This window comes from Rhodococcus sp. FH8, assembly GCF_019266085.1.
GTDB classification, from domain to species: domain Bacteria; phylum Actinomycetota; class Actinomycetes; order Mycobacteriales; family Mycobacteriaceae; genus Rhodococcus_F; species Rhodococcus_F qingshengii.
This window is the reverse complement of record NZ_LPNQ01000084.1, coordinates 181,601-197,948: the sequence shown is the minus strand read 5'-3', so window position 1 is coordinate 197,948 and position 16,348 is coordinate 181,601. Positions and strand designations below refer to the sequence as shown.

At 63.6% G+C, this 16,348-nt stretch carries 14 protein-coding genes; 3 read left to right on the top strand and 11 right to left on the bottom strand.

Annotated elements, in window-relative coordinates; genetic code table 11:
* Positions 1–208: 208 nt before the first annotated feature.
* Genes pgl through tkt form a run of 5 tightly spaced genes read right to left on the bottom strand, consistent with a single transcriptional unit; the run spans position 209 to position 6,631 of the window.
* Positions 209–949, bottom strand: coding sequence for a 6-phosphogluconolactonase (gene pgl / locus ATN38_RS31335; protein WP_003944853.1), 741 nt, complete (start codon positions 947–949; stop codon positions 209–211).
* Positions 942–1,850, bottom strand: a complete 909-nt coding sequence (gene opcA / locus ATN38_RS31330; RefSeq protein ID WP_003944921.1) for a glucose-6-phosphate dehydrogenase assembly protein OpcA — start codon at positions 1,848–1,850, stop codon at positions 942–944. The genes pgl and opcA overlap by 8 nt, the downstream gene beginning before the upstream one ends.
* Positions 1,850–3,394, bottom strand: coding sequence for a glucose-6-phosphate dehydrogenase (gene zwf, locus ATN38_RS31325; RefSeq protein WP_003944956.1), 1,545 nt, complete (start codon positions 3,392–3,394; stop codon positions 1,850–1,852). Before zwf ends, opcA begins: the two co-directional genes overlap by 1 nt.
* A gap of 4 nt (positions 3,395–3,398) precedes the next feature.
* On the bottom strand, positions 3,399–4,523 hold the full coding sequence (gene tal / locus ATN38_RS31320) for a transaldolase (protein WP_218749342.1): 1,125 nt from the start codon (positions 4,521–4,523) through the stop codon (positions 3,399–3,401).
* A 5-nt stretch (positions 4,524–4,528) separates the two neighbouring features.
* The gene (gene tkt / locus ATN38_RS31315; RefSeq protein WP_218749341.1) at positions 4,529–6,631 is read right to left on the bottom strand and encodes a transketolase; all 2,103 of its coding nucleotides are present in this window, start codon (positions 6,629–6,631) and stop codon (positions 4,529–4,531) included.
* A gap of 201 nt (positions 6,632–6,832) precedes the next feature.
* Here tkt and ATN38_RS31310 point away from each other — a divergent pair, with 201 nt between their 5' ends.
* The gene (locus ATN38_RS31310; protein WP_003944994.1) at positions 6,833–7,816 is read left to right on the top strand and encodes a heme o synthase; all 984 of its coding nucleotides are present in this window, start codon (positions 6,833–6,835) and stop codon (positions 7,814–7,816) included.
* A 56-nt stretch (positions 7,817–7,872) separates the two neighbouring features.
* Here the strand turns inward: ATN38_RS31310 and ATN38_RS31305 are convergent, their stop codons facing one another.
* The gene (locus ATN38_RS31305; RefSeq protein WP_050656349.1) at positions 7,873–8,838 is read right to left on the bottom strand and encodes a quinone oxidoreductase; all 966 of its coding nucleotides are present in this window, start codon (positions 8,836–8,838) and stop codon (positions 7,873–7,875) included.
* Positions 8,839–8,921: 83 nt separating this feature from the next.
* Between ATN38_RS31305 and ATN38_RS31300 the strand changes: the two genes are divergently transcribed.
* On the top strand, positions 8,922–9,284 hold the full coding sequence (locus ATN38_RS31300; protein WP_003945032.1) for a hypothetical protein: 363 nt from the start codon (positions 8,922–8,924) through the stop codon (positions 9,282–9,284).
* Positions 9,285–9,347: 63 nt separating this feature from the next.
* On the opposite strand, the gene ATN38_RS31295 is transcribed toward ATN38_RS31300, so the two are convergent.
* The 5 genes from ATN38_RS31295 to mptB form a co-directional block, all read right to left on the bottom strand.
* Positions 9,348–10,322 carry a heme A synthase gene (locus tag ATN38_RS31295; protein ID WP_021332987.1) on the bottom strand — a complete coding sequence of 325 codons (975 nt, stop codon included), beginning with the start codon at positions 10,320–10,322 and terminating at the stop codon, positions 9,348–9,350.
* An 89-nt stretch (positions 10,323–10,411) separates the two neighbouring features.
* Positions 10,412–11,806: a hypothetical protein gene (locus tag ATN38_RS31290; RefSeq protein WP_233405710.1), complete on the bottom strand. Its 1,395-nt coding sequence runs from the start codon at positions 11,804–11,806 to the stop codon at positions 10,412–10,414.
* 47 nt (positions 11,807–11,853) lie between these two features.
* Entirely contained in the window at positions 11,854–12,690 is an 837-nt protein-coding gene (locus ATN38_RS31285; RefSeq protein ID WP_371684328.1) for an ABC transporter permease, read from the bottom strand.
* A 14-nt stretch (positions 12,691–12,704) separates the two neighbouring features.
* A complete protein-coding gene (locus ATN38_RS31280) occupies positions 12,705–13,646 on the bottom strand; it encodes an ABC transporter ATP-binding protein (protein ID WP_218749340.1) in 942 nt (313 codons plus the stop codon).
* Entirely contained in the window at positions 13,643–15,397 is a 1,755-nt protein-coding gene (mptB, locus tag ATN38_RS31275) for a polyprenol phosphomannose-dependent alpha 1,6 mannosyltransferase MptB (protein ID WP_003944776.1), read from the bottom strand. Before mptB ends, ATN38_RS31280 begins: the two co-directional genes overlap by 4 nt.
* A gap of 130 nt (positions 15,398–15,527) precedes the next feature.
* Between mptB and ATN38_RS31270 the strand changes: the two genes are divergently transcribed.
* Positions 15,528–16,274 carry a metalloregulator ArsR/SmtB family transcription factor gene (locus tag ATN38_RS31270; RefSeq protein ID WP_269455348.1) on the top strand — a complete coding sequence of 249 codons (747 nt, stop codon included), beginning with the start codon at positions 15,528–15,530 and terminating at the stop codon, positions 16,272–16,274.
* Positions 16,275–16,348: the final 74 nt, after the last annotated feature.

Sequence of the window (16,348 nt, the reverse complement as noted above, 5' to 3'; positions counted from 1 at the left end):
GATGGATCGTTGTGTGGGGCGCAGTGCTGGTTGGAGAAACGGGATCTCGGGATTGAGTTCCGTTCCGTCAAAAGGAAATTCGCATCGGATCCGGACTCGGCGGGTAGTCGAAAGTCGCCACGGTGAGAAAGTCGTCGACGTACCACCAAGCCGGGAATCGCCCGAAGACGATTCCCGGCCGGTGTGAAATCAGATCTGTGAAATCAGATCAGGGAAGCTGCGAGGCAGCGTCCGTATCGAGGAACCAACGTGTCGCAACCAGACCGGTGGCGCCGGCGGACGGCCAGTCGTCGGCCGAAGCACCTCCGACGGCTTTGGCAACGGCCTCGGCCTTTGCAGCACCCGAGACGAGCAGCCAGACCTCTTTGGCTCGCCGAACAGCAGGCAACGTGAGGGTGATCCGCACCGGTGGCGGCTTGGGGGAGTCCGTCACCGCGACTACGAAACGCGCTTCTTCGCGAACAGCGTCGGTGTGCGGGAACAACGAGTTGACGTGTCCTTCGCCGCCCATACCGAGCAGGTGCACGTCGAACGTCGGAACCTGATTCCCGTGTGCCTGAGCGCCCAGCAGTTGTTCGTACGCCGTCGCCGCCCCGTGTGGATCACCGTCGTAGATACCGTCGGATGCGGCCATCGCATGTACCCTGTCGGGATCGACCGGCACATGATCGAGAAGCGCCTCACGTGCTTGCACTTCGTTCCGCTCGGGATCGCCGGACGGCAGGAACCGCTCGTCGCCCCAGTACAGATCGATCTGCGACCAGTCGATGTCGCCGGGAGCTTCACGCAACTTCTCGAGAAGTGCGATGCCGGTTCCACCGCCGGTCAGCACGATGGACGCGAACCCGCGAGCCTTCTGGGCATCGACGATGGTCGTGACCAGGCGTGCGGCGGCAGCGTCGACAAGTTGGCCGGCGTCTGAAAACTTCTCCACGACAACATCACTCATAGGTCACCTTCTCCAATCCGGCCAGAGCTTCTTCGTAGATCTCGTCCGGATCGAGCCGACGCAATTCCTCGGCGAGGCAATCGCGTGTCTCTCGACGACCCAGAGAAACCAGCGCGTCAGGCTGACCGGTGCGGATCAACGTTGCGGTCGTGCCCTCCTGCGGACGACTGATGGAGATACTGCGGGTCTCGAGCTTCAACTCGACCGTCAGCTCACCCGTACGCCGAATGACCGGACCGTCGATCTTGGCCGCCAACCAACCGGCGAGAATATCCAGTGCCGGTTCGGTTTTGAGACCGGAGACCACCGCTGAGGTGATCTTCTCGTGCGGCGGCTGATCGAGAGCCGATGCGAGGAGCGCGCGCCAGTAGGTGACGCGACTCCAGGCGAGATCGGTATCGCCGGCGGTGTACGACGCGAGTCGTCCCTTGATGGTGGCGGTCGGATCGGGGGCGCCGGTGGCGTCGGTGATGCGACGGATCGCAAGCTTTCCGACGGGGTCTTTCGCCGGAATCTCGGGTGCCTCGAGGGGCCACCACGCGACAACTGGTGTGTCGGGGAGCAGGAAAGGGATGACGACGCTGCTCTCGTGGTCCGCCAGCGGACCGTAGAGACGCAACACGACAACCTCCGAGGCGCCGGCGTCCCCGCCGACACGGATCTGAGCATCGAGCCTGGGCTCACTCTGCTCGTCGCCACGCAGAAGCACGATGACGCGGCATGGGTGCTCGCGGCTTGCTTCGTTGGCGGCCTCGATGGCTTCCTCGGCATTCCCGGTGTCCCTGGTGCAGACGACGAGCGTCAACACCCGTCCCAAGGTGACAGCGCCGCCGGTCTTACGTACCTCGACCAGTTTCTTGCTGACCTGGACCGTGGTGGTGGACGGCAAATCGAGAATCACTAGGGTCGCCTCCATTCGCGTCCGGTGCGTTGCATCATTTCGTCCGCAGACGGTGGTCCCCACGTTCCGGCCTCGTAGGGTTCCGGCTTACCGCCGGCAGCCCAGTGCTCGAGGACGGGATCGAGGATCTCCCAAGACAATTCGACTTCGGCATTCACCGGGAACAGAGACGGCTCGCCGAGCAACACGTCGAGAATGAGCCGCTCGTACGCCTCCGGAGACGACTCGGTGAAAGCCTGGCCGTACGAGAAGTCCATGTTGACGTCACGGACTTCCATGCTCGATCCGGGAACCTTCGAGCCGAACCGCATGGTGACGCCCTCGTCGGGCTGCACGCGGATGACCAGAGCGTTCTGGCCGAGGTCTTCGGTCATCGTCTTGTCGAACGGTAGGTGCGGTGCACGTTTGAACACCACCGCGATCTCGGTGACACGGCGTCCGAGTCGTTTGCCCGTGCGCAGGTAGAACGGCACACCCGCCCAGCGGCGGGTGTCGACCTCGAGGGTGATGGCGGCAAAGGTCTCCGTGATGGAGTCCGCTGCGAAGCCGTCTTCTTCGAGGAGCCCGACCACCGGCAGCCCACCCTGCCAGCCGCCCGCGTACTGGCCGCGGGCGGTGGTCTCGTCGAGGGGCTCGGCAAGGCGAGTAGCCGAGAGGACCTTGATCTTCTCCGCCTGCAGATTGAGCGGCTCGAAGCTGATGGGTTCTTCCATCGCCGTGAACGCGAGCAACTGGAGCAGGTGGTTCTGGATCACGTCACGGGCCGCGCCGATGCCGTCGTAGTACCCCGCGCGTCCACCGAGGCCGATGTCCTCGGCCATCGTGATCTGAACGTGGTCGACGTAGTGCGCGTTCCAGATCGGATCGAACAACTGATTCGCGAAGCGCAGAGCCAGAATGTTCTGGACGGTTTCCTTACCGAGGTAGTGGTCGATACGGAAGACCGTGTCCTCGGGGAACACCTTGTTGACGACGGCGTTCAGTTCGCGAGCGCTCTCGAGGTCGTGGCCGAACGGCTTCTCGATGACAACTCGTCGCCACTGACCGTCCTCGGCCTGCGCGAGGCCCGACGCCGACAGTTGCTCGAGCACCTGAGGAAACGCGTTGGGCGGAATCGCAAGGTAGAAACCGTGATTGCCGCCGATACCACGTTCGTTGTCGAGCGTGGCCAACGTGTCGGACAGGTTCTGGAAGGCCTCGGCCTCGTCGAAACTGCCCTCCACGAACCGGATACCTTCAGCGAGCCTCTCCCAGACGTCCTGACGGAACTTGGTGCGAGCACCGTCCTTGACTGCTTCGAGGACGACGTTCGCGAAGTCCTCGTCCGTCCAGTCACGCCGGGCAAACCCGACCAGAGCGAATCCGGGCGGCAACAGTCCACGGTTGGCGAGGTCGTAGATGGCGGGCATGAGCTTGCGCCTGGCAAGGTCGCCGGTAACACCGAAAATCACCAGGGCGCAGGGCCCCGCAATGTGCGGAAGCCGTTTGTCGGTGCTGTCCCGAAGGGGATTCACCCAATCTGATGCCGCCGCGGAATCGCTCACAGGCTCAGCTCTTCTGGGTTGCTGCGCGGAGCTGCTCGGCGGTTGCGTCGAGCAACTCGTTCCAGGACACCTCGAACTTGTCGACGCCCTCTGTCTCGAGGACCTTGAACACGTCCGCAAGATCGATGCCGACTGCAGCGAGCTGATCGAAGACCGCCTGTGACTCCTGAGCGGTGCCCGAGATCGTGTCGCCGGTGATCTCGCCGTGGTCGGCGAGAGCGTCGAGCGTCTTCTCCGGCATGGTGTTGACCGTGTTCGGCGCAACCAACTCGGTGACGTAGAGCGTGTCGGGGTAATCCGGGTTCTTCACGCCGGTCGACGCCCACAGCGGACGCTGAGCCTTGGCGCCGTCGGCCAGAAGAGCCTGGAAGCGCGGCTGCACCTCGAAGATCTGCTGGTACGCGTTGTACGCCAGACGTGCGTTTGCGAGTGCAGCCTTGCCACGAAGCTCGAGGGCTTCCGGCGTGCCGATTGCCGTGAGGCGGTTGTCGATCTCGGAATCCACGCGGGAGACGAAGAACGAGGCGACCGACTCGATGGACGAGACGTCGCGGCCGGCAGCCTTGGCGGTGTCCAGACCTTCCAGGTATGCGCCCATGACTGCCTCGTAGCGCTCGACCGAGAAGATCAAGGTGACGTTGACGCTGATGCCCTCACCGATCACCTTGGCGATGGCGGGAATGCCTGCCAGCGTCGCGGGAATCTTGATCAGGACGTTCGGGCGATCGACGATCTTGTGCAGCTCGATCGCCTGCGCGACGGTGGCGTCGGTGTCGTGTGCCAGGCGAGGATCGACCTCGATGGACACGCGGCCGTCGACGCCGTTCGACGCCTCGAACTGCGGAGCCAGGATGTCGCACGCAGCACGCACGTCGTCGGTGGTCACCGCGGTGATGGTGGCGTCGACATCGGCGCCGCGCTGTGCGAGCTCACGGACCTGAGCGTCGTACGCCGATCCCTTGGACAGTGCCGCCTGGAAGATCGACGGGTTGGTCGTGACACCCACGATCGACTTCGTGTCGATGAGGTTCTGCAGGTTGCCGGACTGGATGCGATCCCGCGAGAGGTCGTCGAGCCAGATGGAAACGCCTGCAGCGGAGAGCTTTTCAGTATTCACGTTCTGTGTCATCGAGATCATCCCTTCACAGCTGCGAGGGAGCGCTGCGCGGCTTCGACAGTCGCGTCGGCAGTGATGCCGAACTCCCGGAACAAGGTCTTGTAATCGGCGGAAGCGCCGTAGTGCTCGAGCGAGACGGCCTGACCGGCGTCGCCGAGGATGCGCCACCACGGCATCGCGATGCCGGCTTCGATGGACACGCGTGCGCGGACGGCGGGCGGAATGACCTCGTCGCGGTACGCCTGATCCTGCTCGAGGAACCAGTCGAGGCACGGCACGGAAACGACGCGGGTTGCGACGCCCTGAGCTTCGAGGGTTTCGCGAGCCTCGGTGGCCAGATGCAGTTCGGAACCGGTCGCCAGCAAGATGACCTCGGGCGAACCGTTGGCTGCGTCGACGAGGACGTAAGCGCCGCGCTTGACACCCTCGGCAGCCTTCTCCTTGGTGCCTTCGAGAACCGGGATGTCCTGGCGAGTGAGTGCCAGAGCCGTCGGGCCCGTCTTGTTCTCGAGTGCTGCCTGCCATGCGAAAGAGGTCTCGTTGGCGTCACCCGGGCGGACGACGGCGAGGTTCGGGATCGCACGAAGAGCAGCGAGGTGCTCGACCGGCTGGTGGGTCGGGCCGTCTTCGCCGAGACCGATGGAGTCGTGGGTCCAGACGTAGGTGACGGCAGTCTTCATCAGTGCGGCCAGGCGAACCGCCGGACGCATGTAGTCGGAGAAGACCATGAAGGTTCCGCCGTACGGGCGGGTGGGCCCGTGAAGCGCGATGCCGTTGAGGATCGAGCCCATCGCGTGCTCGCGGATGCCGAAGTGGAGCGTGCGGCCGTACGGCTGCGCATTCCAGTCGTTGGTGGAGATGGAGAACGGGCCGAACGAATCTGCGCCCTTGATGGTGGTGTTGTTGCTGCCGGCGAGGTCGGCGGAGCCGCCCCACAGCTCGGGCAGGATCGGTCCGAGCGCGTTGAGTGCCGAACCGGAGGCCTTGCGAGTCGCAACGCCCTTGGCGTCGGCCTCGTAGGTCGGGAGAGCGTCGGCCCAGCCGGCAGGGAACTCACCGGCGAACAGGCGGTCGAAGAGTTCCTTGCGCTCGGTCTCACGTGCAGCCCACGCGTCGAACTCGACCTGCCATGCCTTGCGTGCGTCGGCGCCGCGGGAGACGACCTCACGGGCGTGAGCCAGAGCGTCGGCGTCGACGTCGAAGGACTTGGCCGGATCGAAGCCGAGGGCTTCCTTGACCGCTGCAACTTCGTCGGCACCGAGAGCGGAGCCGTGGACGTCGCCGGTGTTCATCTTCTTCGGAGCCGGGAAACCGATGATGGTGCGGAGCAAGATGATGGACGGACGATCGACGACGGCCTTGGCCGCGGCAACCGCGTCGAGGATGCCGGAGACGTTCTCGCCACCTTCGACGTGCTGAACGTGCCAGCCGTACGCCTCGTATCGCTTTCCGACGTCTTCGCCGAGAGCGATGGTGGTGTCGTGCTCGATGGAGATCTTGTTGTCGTCGTAGAAGACGATGAGGTTGCCCAGTTCCTGGACACCGGCGAGGGACGAGGCCTCGGACGTGACGCCTTCTTCGATGTCACCGTCGGACGCGATCACGTAGATGTGATGGTCGAAGGGGGAGGAGCCGACCGGGGTCTCCGGATCGAACAGTCCGCGCTCACGACGCGCAGCCATCGCCATACCGACTGCGGACGCAAGGCCCTGGCCCAGCGGACCGGTGGTCATCTCGACGCCGACGGTGTGGCCGACCTCGGGGTGGCCGGGGGTCAGTGCGCCCCACGTGCGGAGAGCTTCGAGGTCAGCGAGCTCGAGACCGTAGCCCGACAGGTAGAGCTGGGTGTACAGCGTCAAGGATGAATGGCCACAGGAGAGAACGAAGCGGTCACGGCCGACCCATTCTGCATCCGAAGGATCGTGGCGCATGACGCGCTGGAAGAGGGTGTATGCCAACGGCGCCAAGCTCATTGCAGTTCCGGGATGGCCGTTGCCGACCTTCTGAACCGCGTCGGCGGCGAGCACGCGGGCGGTATCGACAGCCTTGGTGTCCAGGTCGGTCCAGTCCGAGGGGTGGACGGGTTGCGTGAGGACGTGGATCTCGTCTGTGATCGACACTGGCAGATGTCTCCTGACATGGTGTACGTGGATTGCGAGGGTGGGGTGTCCCTCCACTGCGTAACCCAGCCTAATGGTCCTGGCTGTCCGGGTCGATTCGGTTCCTCAATGGCTGCGGTCTACCATCGTTCGTAGTAGAGAACAGTGTCAGCAGTGTGTCGTGAAGAGTTAGTGCGGTAACGCGTGGTGCAAGGAGAGAACGTGCGGACAGGGCAACAGCCGAGCGGACATGGCTTCGGCAGCCCAGGTGCCGCCCCGCGGGCGACCAATACCGATACGGTGTGGGGTCGCGCAACGGGCAAGGTTCTGGCTTATATCGCGCTCACGAAGCCGCGAGTGATCGAATTGCTGTTGGTGGCAACCATTCCGGCAATGCTGCTGGCCGATCGCGGAACGGTCGACATCGTTCTGATCCTCAGCACCCTCTTCGGTGGCTGGATGGGCGCGGCGAGTGCGAACTCGCTCAACTGCGTCGTCGACGCCGACATCGACAAGGTCATGAAGCGCACGGCGAAGCGTCCGCTGGCCCGCGAGGCGGTGCCGACGCGTAACGCGCTCGTCTTCGGGCTCCTTCTCGGACTCGCGTCGTTCCTGTGGCTGTGGTGGCGAGCCAACCTCTTGGCCGGCATCCTCGTCGTGATCACGATCGCGTTTTACGTCCTCATCTACACGATGGTTCTCAAGCGTCGTACCTGGCAGAACGTCATCTGGGGTGGCGCAGCCGGATGTATGCCCGTCCTCGTGGGCTGGGCCGCTGTCACCGGGTCGCTGAGCTGGCAGCCCGTCGTGCTGTTCCTGATCATCTTCTTCTGGACGCCGCCGCACACCTGGGCGCTGGCGATGCGATACAAAGAGGACTACAAAGCTGCCGGTGTTCCCATGCTTCCGGTGATCGCCACCGAAGAGCACGTCACGAAGCAGATCCTGTTCTACAGCTGGGCAATGGTCGTAACGACGCTTGTCCTCGTGCCCGCATCGGGAGTCATCTACGCCGCCATCACCATCGTCGCTGGTGCGTGGTTCCTGCTCATGGCACATCAGCTGTACCGCAGCGTTCGCGGTGGTGCTCAGGTCAAACCGCTCCGCCTGTTCCTGCAGTCCAACAACTATCTTGCGATCGTGTTCGTCGGCCTCGCTGTCGACTCGGTTCTCGGACTGCAGACGATCAGCGACATGCTCAGCTGATTCTGCTGTGCGCCTTTATTAACCGCGGGCGGTTAATAAAGGCGCACAGCACTTCGCTAGGGGATCAGAACGATCGACCCGGTCGTTGCTCTACCTTCCAGATCCCGATGCGCTGTTGCCGCATCGGCGAGGGGATACTCGGCGCCGACGCGAATATCGAGTTTCCCGGCCGCAATGGCGTCGAAGACATCGCCGGCACGCCAGGTCAGTTCCTCTCGAGTGCGAATGTGATGCGCGAGCGTCGGACGCGTCAGGAACAGCGAACCCGACGAATTGAGCCGCTGCGGGTCGACAGGCGGAACCGGTCCACTGGCCGCACCGAACAAAGCGACCGTGCCGCGGATGCGCACGGAAGCCAAGCTCGAATCAAAAGTTGTCGCGCCGACGCCGTCGTATGCCGCCGCTACTCCTTCGCCGCCGGTCAACTCCCGGACTCGCGCTGCGATGTCCTCGTCGTACCGCAGAACCTCCGAGGCACCGGCGCCGCGCGAGAGTTCTTCCTTTGCATCCGATGACACAGTCGTGATGACCTTCGCCCCGAGGCTGACGGCCATCTGCGTCAGGATCAACCCGACGCCGCCCGCGCCTGCGTGCACGAGCACGGTGTCGCCGCTCTGGATCGGATACGTCGACTTCGCGAGGTAGTGCGCTGTCATCCCCTGCAGGAGCGCCGACGCTGCGGCCGATGCCGGGACACCGTCAGGCACTTTCACGGCGACTGCGGCGGGAACAGCCACCTTCTCGGCATAGCTGCCAGTGGCAGCGGCCCACGCGACCCGGTCGCCCACGGCGAATTCGTTGACCTCGGAACCGACAGCTTCGACGACACCGCTGCCCTCGTCGCCGGGAATGTAGGGGAGCGGACGCTTGTACTGGCCCATTCGGAAGTACGTGTCGATGAAATTGATGCCGATCGCTTCGGTCTTGACGAGTAGATCGCCTGGGCCTGGTGTCGGTTCGGGTTGTTCGGTCAGAGTCAGAACCTCTGGTCCGCCGGTCTCGGTCACGTAGATGGCTCGCATGGTTTCTGTTCTACACCCGAGGCGGCCGACGCTCAGTCCATGCCTGGTGTCGCTTCCGGGCTACCGACCAGTATTGTCGAGTCATGAGCACCGATACCGAGAAGTCGGACGCCACCCCGTCCGCGCCGGAACTGCCGAAGTCCACGGTGAACGCCATCACCAAGTTCGTCGCCGAGCACGGCGGCTCCGCCAGCGCCGTCATCCAGCCGGTCGGCCTGGCCGGCGTTCGCATCACCCTCGTAGGTGCCGACGGCATCCTCGGTGATCAGGTCGTCGAGGACCTCGCCACGGCAAACGCGGTCGTCGCGTCCTTCGACAACGTCACCGTCGCCGAGTGGGAGCGCGAACTGACGAGCATCGTCACCCCGCAGGAAGGCCATTTCAAGAAGATGGCCGGTTGGGTCGCCAACCAGACTCGGTTCCCGAAAGCTCGCAACGAATCCTGAAATGACGTGTGGGGCGTAGGAACACCTTTTGGTGTTCCTACGCCCCACACGTGTCTTGAAGCGTCAGACAGCTGGTATCGGCGAATTGGTCGGCGTGTACTGGCGGGTCTTACCCGCAGCCCAAACTGCTGCGGTCGCAGCCGTGCACAGTCCTGCACCGGCGACGTGCATGATCACCAGAACTTCCGGCACATCGGTGAAGTACTGCACGACACCGATGAGCGACTGCGCGAGGATCAGTCCCAGCAGGACCTTCAGACGGATCTTCACGGCTGCGGATGTCCCGACCGCATACAGGCCGAAGGTCAGACCCACGACCAGCGCGAGATATCCGACCAGAAGCTGTGAGTGCAGATGGACGAGCGTCACGATCTCGATCTCCAGGCGAGGCACCGTCCGGTCCAGTCCCTTGTCGCCGGCGTGCGGGCCTGCGCCCGTTACGAGAGTTCCAGCGACCAAAACGCCGGCGAGCGCGACACCTGACAGCGCGGTAAGCCAGCGCAACGGCTTCGGCATCACGACCAGAGTTGTTGCTTCGTCGGGTTCCGCGATCTTCGCGTACATCACCGTGGCAACCCAGACCATCAGCATCGACGCAACCAGGTGAATGGCGACCGTCCACCACAGCAAGCCTGTGAGGACGGTGATACCGCCGATCACTGCCTGAACGACAGTGCCGAGCGGCATCATCCAGGCGTAGACAAGCACTTCTTTGCGTCGGCGAGCGCGAGTCACCGCAAGCACGATCGCAGCGGCGACGATGACGACCAGGAAGGTCAGCAGGCGGTTGCCGAACTCGACGGCTTGGTGAATCACCGCGACCTGTCCGTGGCCGACCGGGACGAAGCTACCGGGGAAGCACTGCGGCCACGTCGGGCAACCGAGTCCCGAGTCCGTCACGCGCACCACCGCGCCGGTGACAGCGATGCCGCCCTGCGTCAGGATCACGATGAACGCGATGATTTTCTGCGTTTTCAGCGAGGGGAGAGGTAGTCGATCCACCAAGCGTAAAAATCCGGCATACACACGATTCACCACGCCAACGATCGTAGTTCCCCATCAACTACACAGTGTCGTTGGGGCCAGCTCGCTCCGCGCCTGCCCCGCGTCGTTGGGGCCAGCTCGCGTCAGTTCGCGCGAACTCGCACGATTCCCGAGATCGTTCCCTGGAAGTACTCGCCCGACTCGGTGATGAGTGCAGACATCTGAAGGGTGTCGTTGAGGATCGTCGACGGCAGCGGAGTCGAACCGATCTGCGACCCGTCCTTCGAGTCGATCACCGCGAAGGAGTAACCGTCCAGCGGAGAGGTGTTCGGAGCACCGTCCCGTGTCACCGTGTAAATCGAGCCGTCAGCCGTCGAGAGGTGAGGTACCGCGGAGCTACGAATCGTGTTGTCCCACACGACATGGCAGCCGACCGGATCGATGTCGACGCGGGTCATTCCGCCGTTGAAGGGTGCCGTGGCGGGGACCGCTGGACCGGCACCTTCAGGAGTCGTGGGGTACGGGTATCCGTAAGTGCCGGCGACGTAGACGGAATGACCGATGCCGACGGGGGAGTTCTCGCTGCCGCTCGGTGAGCCGTCCTGGCTGGCAGCGGACAACACCGGCTGCGTGCACACCTCGGCGCCCGTGTCAGCGCGATAGACATGCAAGCTCACTGTCGGGTGGGCGTTGTCGACGATGGTCAAGAAATCGCTGCCCGTCGACGGGCCGAAGTATGTCGGCGTCGATCCGGTTCCCCAGCTGAGCTGACCCGGATTACGGGCCGGCCCGCGGTCGTACGGCTGACGCCAGTCGATGACGACCTCGTCGCCATTTCGCTTCAGTTGGTAGAGCGCGTGGGTCGTTGCGACAGCAGTGCCCGTCGGGGAGGTGGAGATGCTGTTCTGCACCTGTTCACCTTCGGGGAGCGCAATGCTGTGCGCGATTCGATCCGCGCCGACATACCCGACGGTGCCGTGCCCGGTGGCGAACCAGACATTGCCTTCCCAGTCCGGAGCGAGGCCGGTGACGTTGTCGTCGGCGGCAACCGCACCACTGAGATCGACTACATCCGCGAGTTCCAGCCGCCAACTGCCGTCCGGATTCTGCGCATGGGAAATGCGGACCAGTTGACGGTTTCCGTCGACGGCTACGAGACGGTTCTCGTTGTCGAGGTAGGCGTAGACGCCGCCGAGCAGACTGCCCTTCGCGAGCGGCAGTTGTGCTACGGATCTACCCAACGGCGTGGCGTCGGCCTTCGGATCGATCAAATGGATGGTCGGGATCTGGCCGATCATCGTCGTGCAGAGCGAGACGACCATGCCGTCGGAACCCTGGAGGACCGTCGGGCAGGCGGCCATCATCGGGAAAGCAGTCACCTCGTGTGGGCCGGTTCCTGGACCAGGCAGCGGAGTGACGTCGGACGAGCCCGCGTCACCGTGCATGGTGGAAGTACCGACGGGACCGAGGTACGGATTTGCAGGTGCGAGTGGACCGGACACCGAAGGGGTCGCCGTTGCGGGTCCGGCACACAACATGACTGTTGCGGCCACACAGCCGACGATCTGAGCTGTCCGTCGTGTACTCACGTGAACTTGAACCACCTTGCTGCGCAGACTCCGGCCACTGCGGCCCAGATGAGAAGTACGAGAATCGAGAACCAGTCCATCGAGGTGTCGAGGGCCGCTTCGAGTGCGTGTGCGAGAGCGCCGGACGGAACAATGCGGACCAGCGTGTGGACGGCGGTCGGAAGTTCACCACTGGCGAAGACCACACTGCCGATGCCCACCATGATGAACCACAGGATGTTGGCGAGAGCGAGAACGATCTCTGCTCGCAAAGTACCGCCGAGCAGTAGGCCAAGCGCTGCAAATGTGACAGTACCGATGGCAATGACCACTGCGCCGAGTACAAGTTCGACGAATGACGGACGCCATCCCAACGCCAAACCGATAGCGCCGAGCAAGAGTGACTGCAGAGCCACGACGATGATGACGGCAGCGCTCTTGCCTGCGATGATTCCCCACCGCGGTAGCGGCGTTGCACCGAGTCGCTTGAGCGCGCCGTATCGGCGGTCGAATCCGACGGCGATGGCCTGTCCGGTGAACGCCGTCGACATCACGGCAACCATCATGACACCAGGGAGCACGGTATCGACCCGAGAATCGCCCAAATCGCCGATCGGAAGTAGACACAGTCCGATGAGCAGGGTGATCGGGATGAACATGGTGAGCAGCAATTGCTCACCGTTGCGGAGCAGAAGAGTCAGCTCCAGTTTGGTCTGCGCCGCCAGCATCTTGGCCGCCGAATTGGGGCGGGGATCCGGCGAGAAGGTGCCTGGCTCGAAGCGGTTCTCGGCGAGCCGTCGGTCTCTGGCAACGCTGATGGGACTGCTCTGGCCGTTCGACGCTGTTTCGTTCATGACCTTGATCTCCGTCATCCCCTCAGTTCCCGGCCCGTCAATTCGAGGAAGACGTCTTCCAGACTCCGTTGATCGACGCGAATGTCGTTGATCAGCACGTCCTGATCGGCACACCACGTCGCGACAGTCGCCACGGTTGGCGGATCGATTGCACCTTCGACGACGTAGGTGCCGGGGTTGGATTCCTCGATGCGGAACCCGGGGAGTGAACCGGCCAGCGAATCGAGGCTCAAACCGGGAATCGTCGTCAGACGGAGTTGTCCTTCGGCGCCCTTGCTGGTGACCTCGGCCGGCGTTCCTGACGCGACGATCTTGCCGTGGTCGATGATGACCAGTTCGTCGGCGAGCGCTTCGGCCTCGTCCATGAGGTGTGTGGTGAGCAGGACGCTCACGCCGTCGCGTCGCAGAGCGTCGATGAGTTCCCACACGAGTAGACGTGCCTGAGCGTCGAGGCCGGCGGTGGGTTCGTCCAGAAATACCAATTCGGGACGGCCGACCAGCGCGCACGCCAGGGACAGTCGTTGCTGCTGGCCTCCGGAGAGGCGGCGGTACGGGGTCTTGCGCGCATCGGTGAGGCCGAGTTTGGAAAGGAGCCAGGCGGGATCGAGCGGGTCGGCCGAGTATGCGGCCACGAGGTCGAGCATTTCCCCGGCCTTGGACCCGGGGTACGCGCCGCCGCCCTGCAGCATGACGCCGATTCGCGAGCGGACTTCACCGGAGTCGGCGATGGGGTCGAGACCGAGCACTCGAACCGTGCCGGCATCGGGGGTGACAAAACCTTCGCACATTTCGACGGTGGTCGTCTTACCGGCTCCGTTGGGGCCGAGCAGGGCAACGACCTGGGCCGTCTCGACAGTGAGATCGATACCGTCGACGGCTCGAACACCGTCGAAGGACTTGACGACACCCTGGATCTGTACCGCCGGCGTCGACGATCTGGAGGCTCTCGAGGTCACGGGGAATCAGCGTAAGCCCCCGCCGAGTTGTCTTCGTCTACCGGTCCGCCTTTCGTGATCTCCGCTACTGGCTTGTCGCTACGCCAGGGGAGTGAATTGCGGGTGAAGACGATGAGCGTTCCGGCGGTGAGGATGGTCGCGATGACGGCCTGCACGATCATGAACGGAAGGTATTCGGCGCCGTTGGACATCAACATGACGCTGACGATCGAGGTGAAGACGACGGCAGGGATGCGGAAAATCGGCGCGGTGGCCCACGCCGCCAACGGAAGGATCGCCCACAGCAGGTACCACGGCTGAACGACGGGGAACAGGAGAACGATCGCTCCGAGTGCGATGCCGAGTCCACCGACCGGGTGTATGCGGCCCATGTACACCGAGATCATCATCCGAGCGGTGACGAGCATGGCGACGAGAGTTGCGATGGGCCGCGTGATCGTGAGGATCGCCGTCGTGTGATCGCCGAGTCCGAGTAGTACACCGGCCAATCCCGTGCCGACGCCCAGGAGCGTCGGGATGGACATCCAACTCCGGACTGCGGTGGCGGTGTCGAGGGTGTTGATCCAACCCATACCGAGCCCACTGGCCACGCTGATGACAAACGTGACGACAGCGGCAACGATGCCCAGGAGAATCGCGGCTCCCGCCAAGGCTTTCCAGGTTCCGCCCCAACGCCGGGCCAAAGCCATGCCGACAAATCCCAGTGCAAGCAAGGACGGAATTTTGACGGTCGACGACAAGGCGATCAAACCTGATCCCGCAACGAGATAGAACAGCGCTCGCCCACGGATGGGCCCGGACCCTTCGACTGCGCGAAGAGCGATCTCGATTCCGGCGAGCATCAACCCGAGCATGAGTGCTTCGTTGTGGATGCCGGCCACCAAGTGGAAGAGCAACAGTGGGTTCGCGGCACCGAGCCAGAGCGAACTGACGGCAGAGACACCGCATCGCTTGGCCAGTCGCGGTATCGCCCACACGATGAGCGCGACGCCGGCCAATGCGAGCAAGCGGTGCAAGAAGATTCCGGCCACGATGTTGTCGCCGGTCAGTGAGCTGATCCCGCGTCCCAGCCACAGGAAGAACGGTCCGTACGGAGCCGGGGTGTCGCGCCAGATCGTCGGAACCGTGCGGGTGAGAACGTGGTCGACGCCCAGTGCCGCCTTGGGGCCGATGGCGTACGGATCGAGTCCACGGGCCGCGATTTCGCTTTGAGCCAGATACGAGTAGACGTCGCGGCTGAACATCGGCGGTGCGACCGAGAGCGGCAGGATCCACAGCAGGAGTGTGCGGTCCAACTGGGAACGGGTCATGCGCCGCGGTGCGCCGGAACGGCTGCGTATGTCCCCGACTGCAAATCGGCCCATCATCAGCCAGGCCAGAACGACGAGCACGGTTCCGGTCATCGTCATGGTGAGTGAGACCGTCGGCATACGTCCGGGAAGGCTGAGGACTCGAAGTCCTGCGGTCGGATTCTGCAGGACGGGTTGCGCGCCGGCGCCGAGCGCTCCGACTGCCATCAAGACCGCGCCGGTTGCGCCGAATCGGCGAATCCCTCGCAGTTGTGCGGTTTCCTTCGCGTTCAGGCCCGGGCGCTCGTCCTCGTCGCCGTGCAGCACCGCGGCCATACTCTGCCGGGGAGCGGATCCGAAAGGTCGAACGCCGATTGTGGAAAGCGCGAGTGCCTTGGGTTTTTCCAGCAGGATCGCGCGCGCCGATCGCGCGGTCGTCGTCTTCTCGGGGGTCTGCGGCACACCAGGCAGCGTAGCGGCTCCATCCAGCCGGACAGACAAGCACAAACAACGTACGTTGTCCGGATATTCCCGAATGTAATGCAGGTTGCCCTTAGTAGACCTGCGAAAAGAATTCCGTCACACTTGTGTTGTGAAAAGAAATGCGTCAGACCCTCGAAGCAAGGAAGTTGCAGGTCAGCCCACTGTAGCGGCCTCGCCGAGTGCTGCCGCAAATCCGGTGACGGTGAGCGTCGAAGGTCAGACGCGGGCGGCAGTGGTCAAGCTGCTACTCGAAGAAGGCCCTATTACCGCCTCCGAAATCGGCACGCGCCTCGGTTTGAGTGCCGCAGGTGTCCGACGTCACTTGGATGCGTTGATCGAGTCCGGCGAAGCCCGAACTGCTTCGGCGTCGTCGCTGCGTCAGCGTGGACGAGGTCGTCCCGCCAAGCAGTTCCAGATCACCGCGACCGGTCGCGGCCGCCTCGGCCACACCTACGACGATCTGGCGGGAGCCGCGATGCGGCAACTCCGTGAAATCGGCGGAGACGCGGCAATCGAGGAGTTCGCCAAGCGTCGGGTCCAGGCGATCGTCGGAGACGTCGAACCGGCTGATCCGACAGATGTCGACAACGTCGAGGCGACAGCGGACGCAATCGCCGAAGCCTTCAATGCGGTGGGGTTCGCAGCGTCGACCCGGCCGGTCGGCAACGGCGTGCAGATCTGCCAACACCATTGCCCGGTTTCCCATGTGGCAGAAGAGTTTCCGGAACTATGCGAGGCAGAGCAGCAAGCATTCCGGCAATTGCTCGGGACTCATGTTCAGCGTCTGGCGACCATCGCCAACGGTGACTGCGCCTGCACGACGCACGTGCCCCTCGTGTCCACCGGGAGTAGATGACCGGACCAGAGTGTTCTACAGAGCGTTGCCACCGTGCAGCGTTCGAATAGAGATTTTTCAGCTAGTTCTTCAAA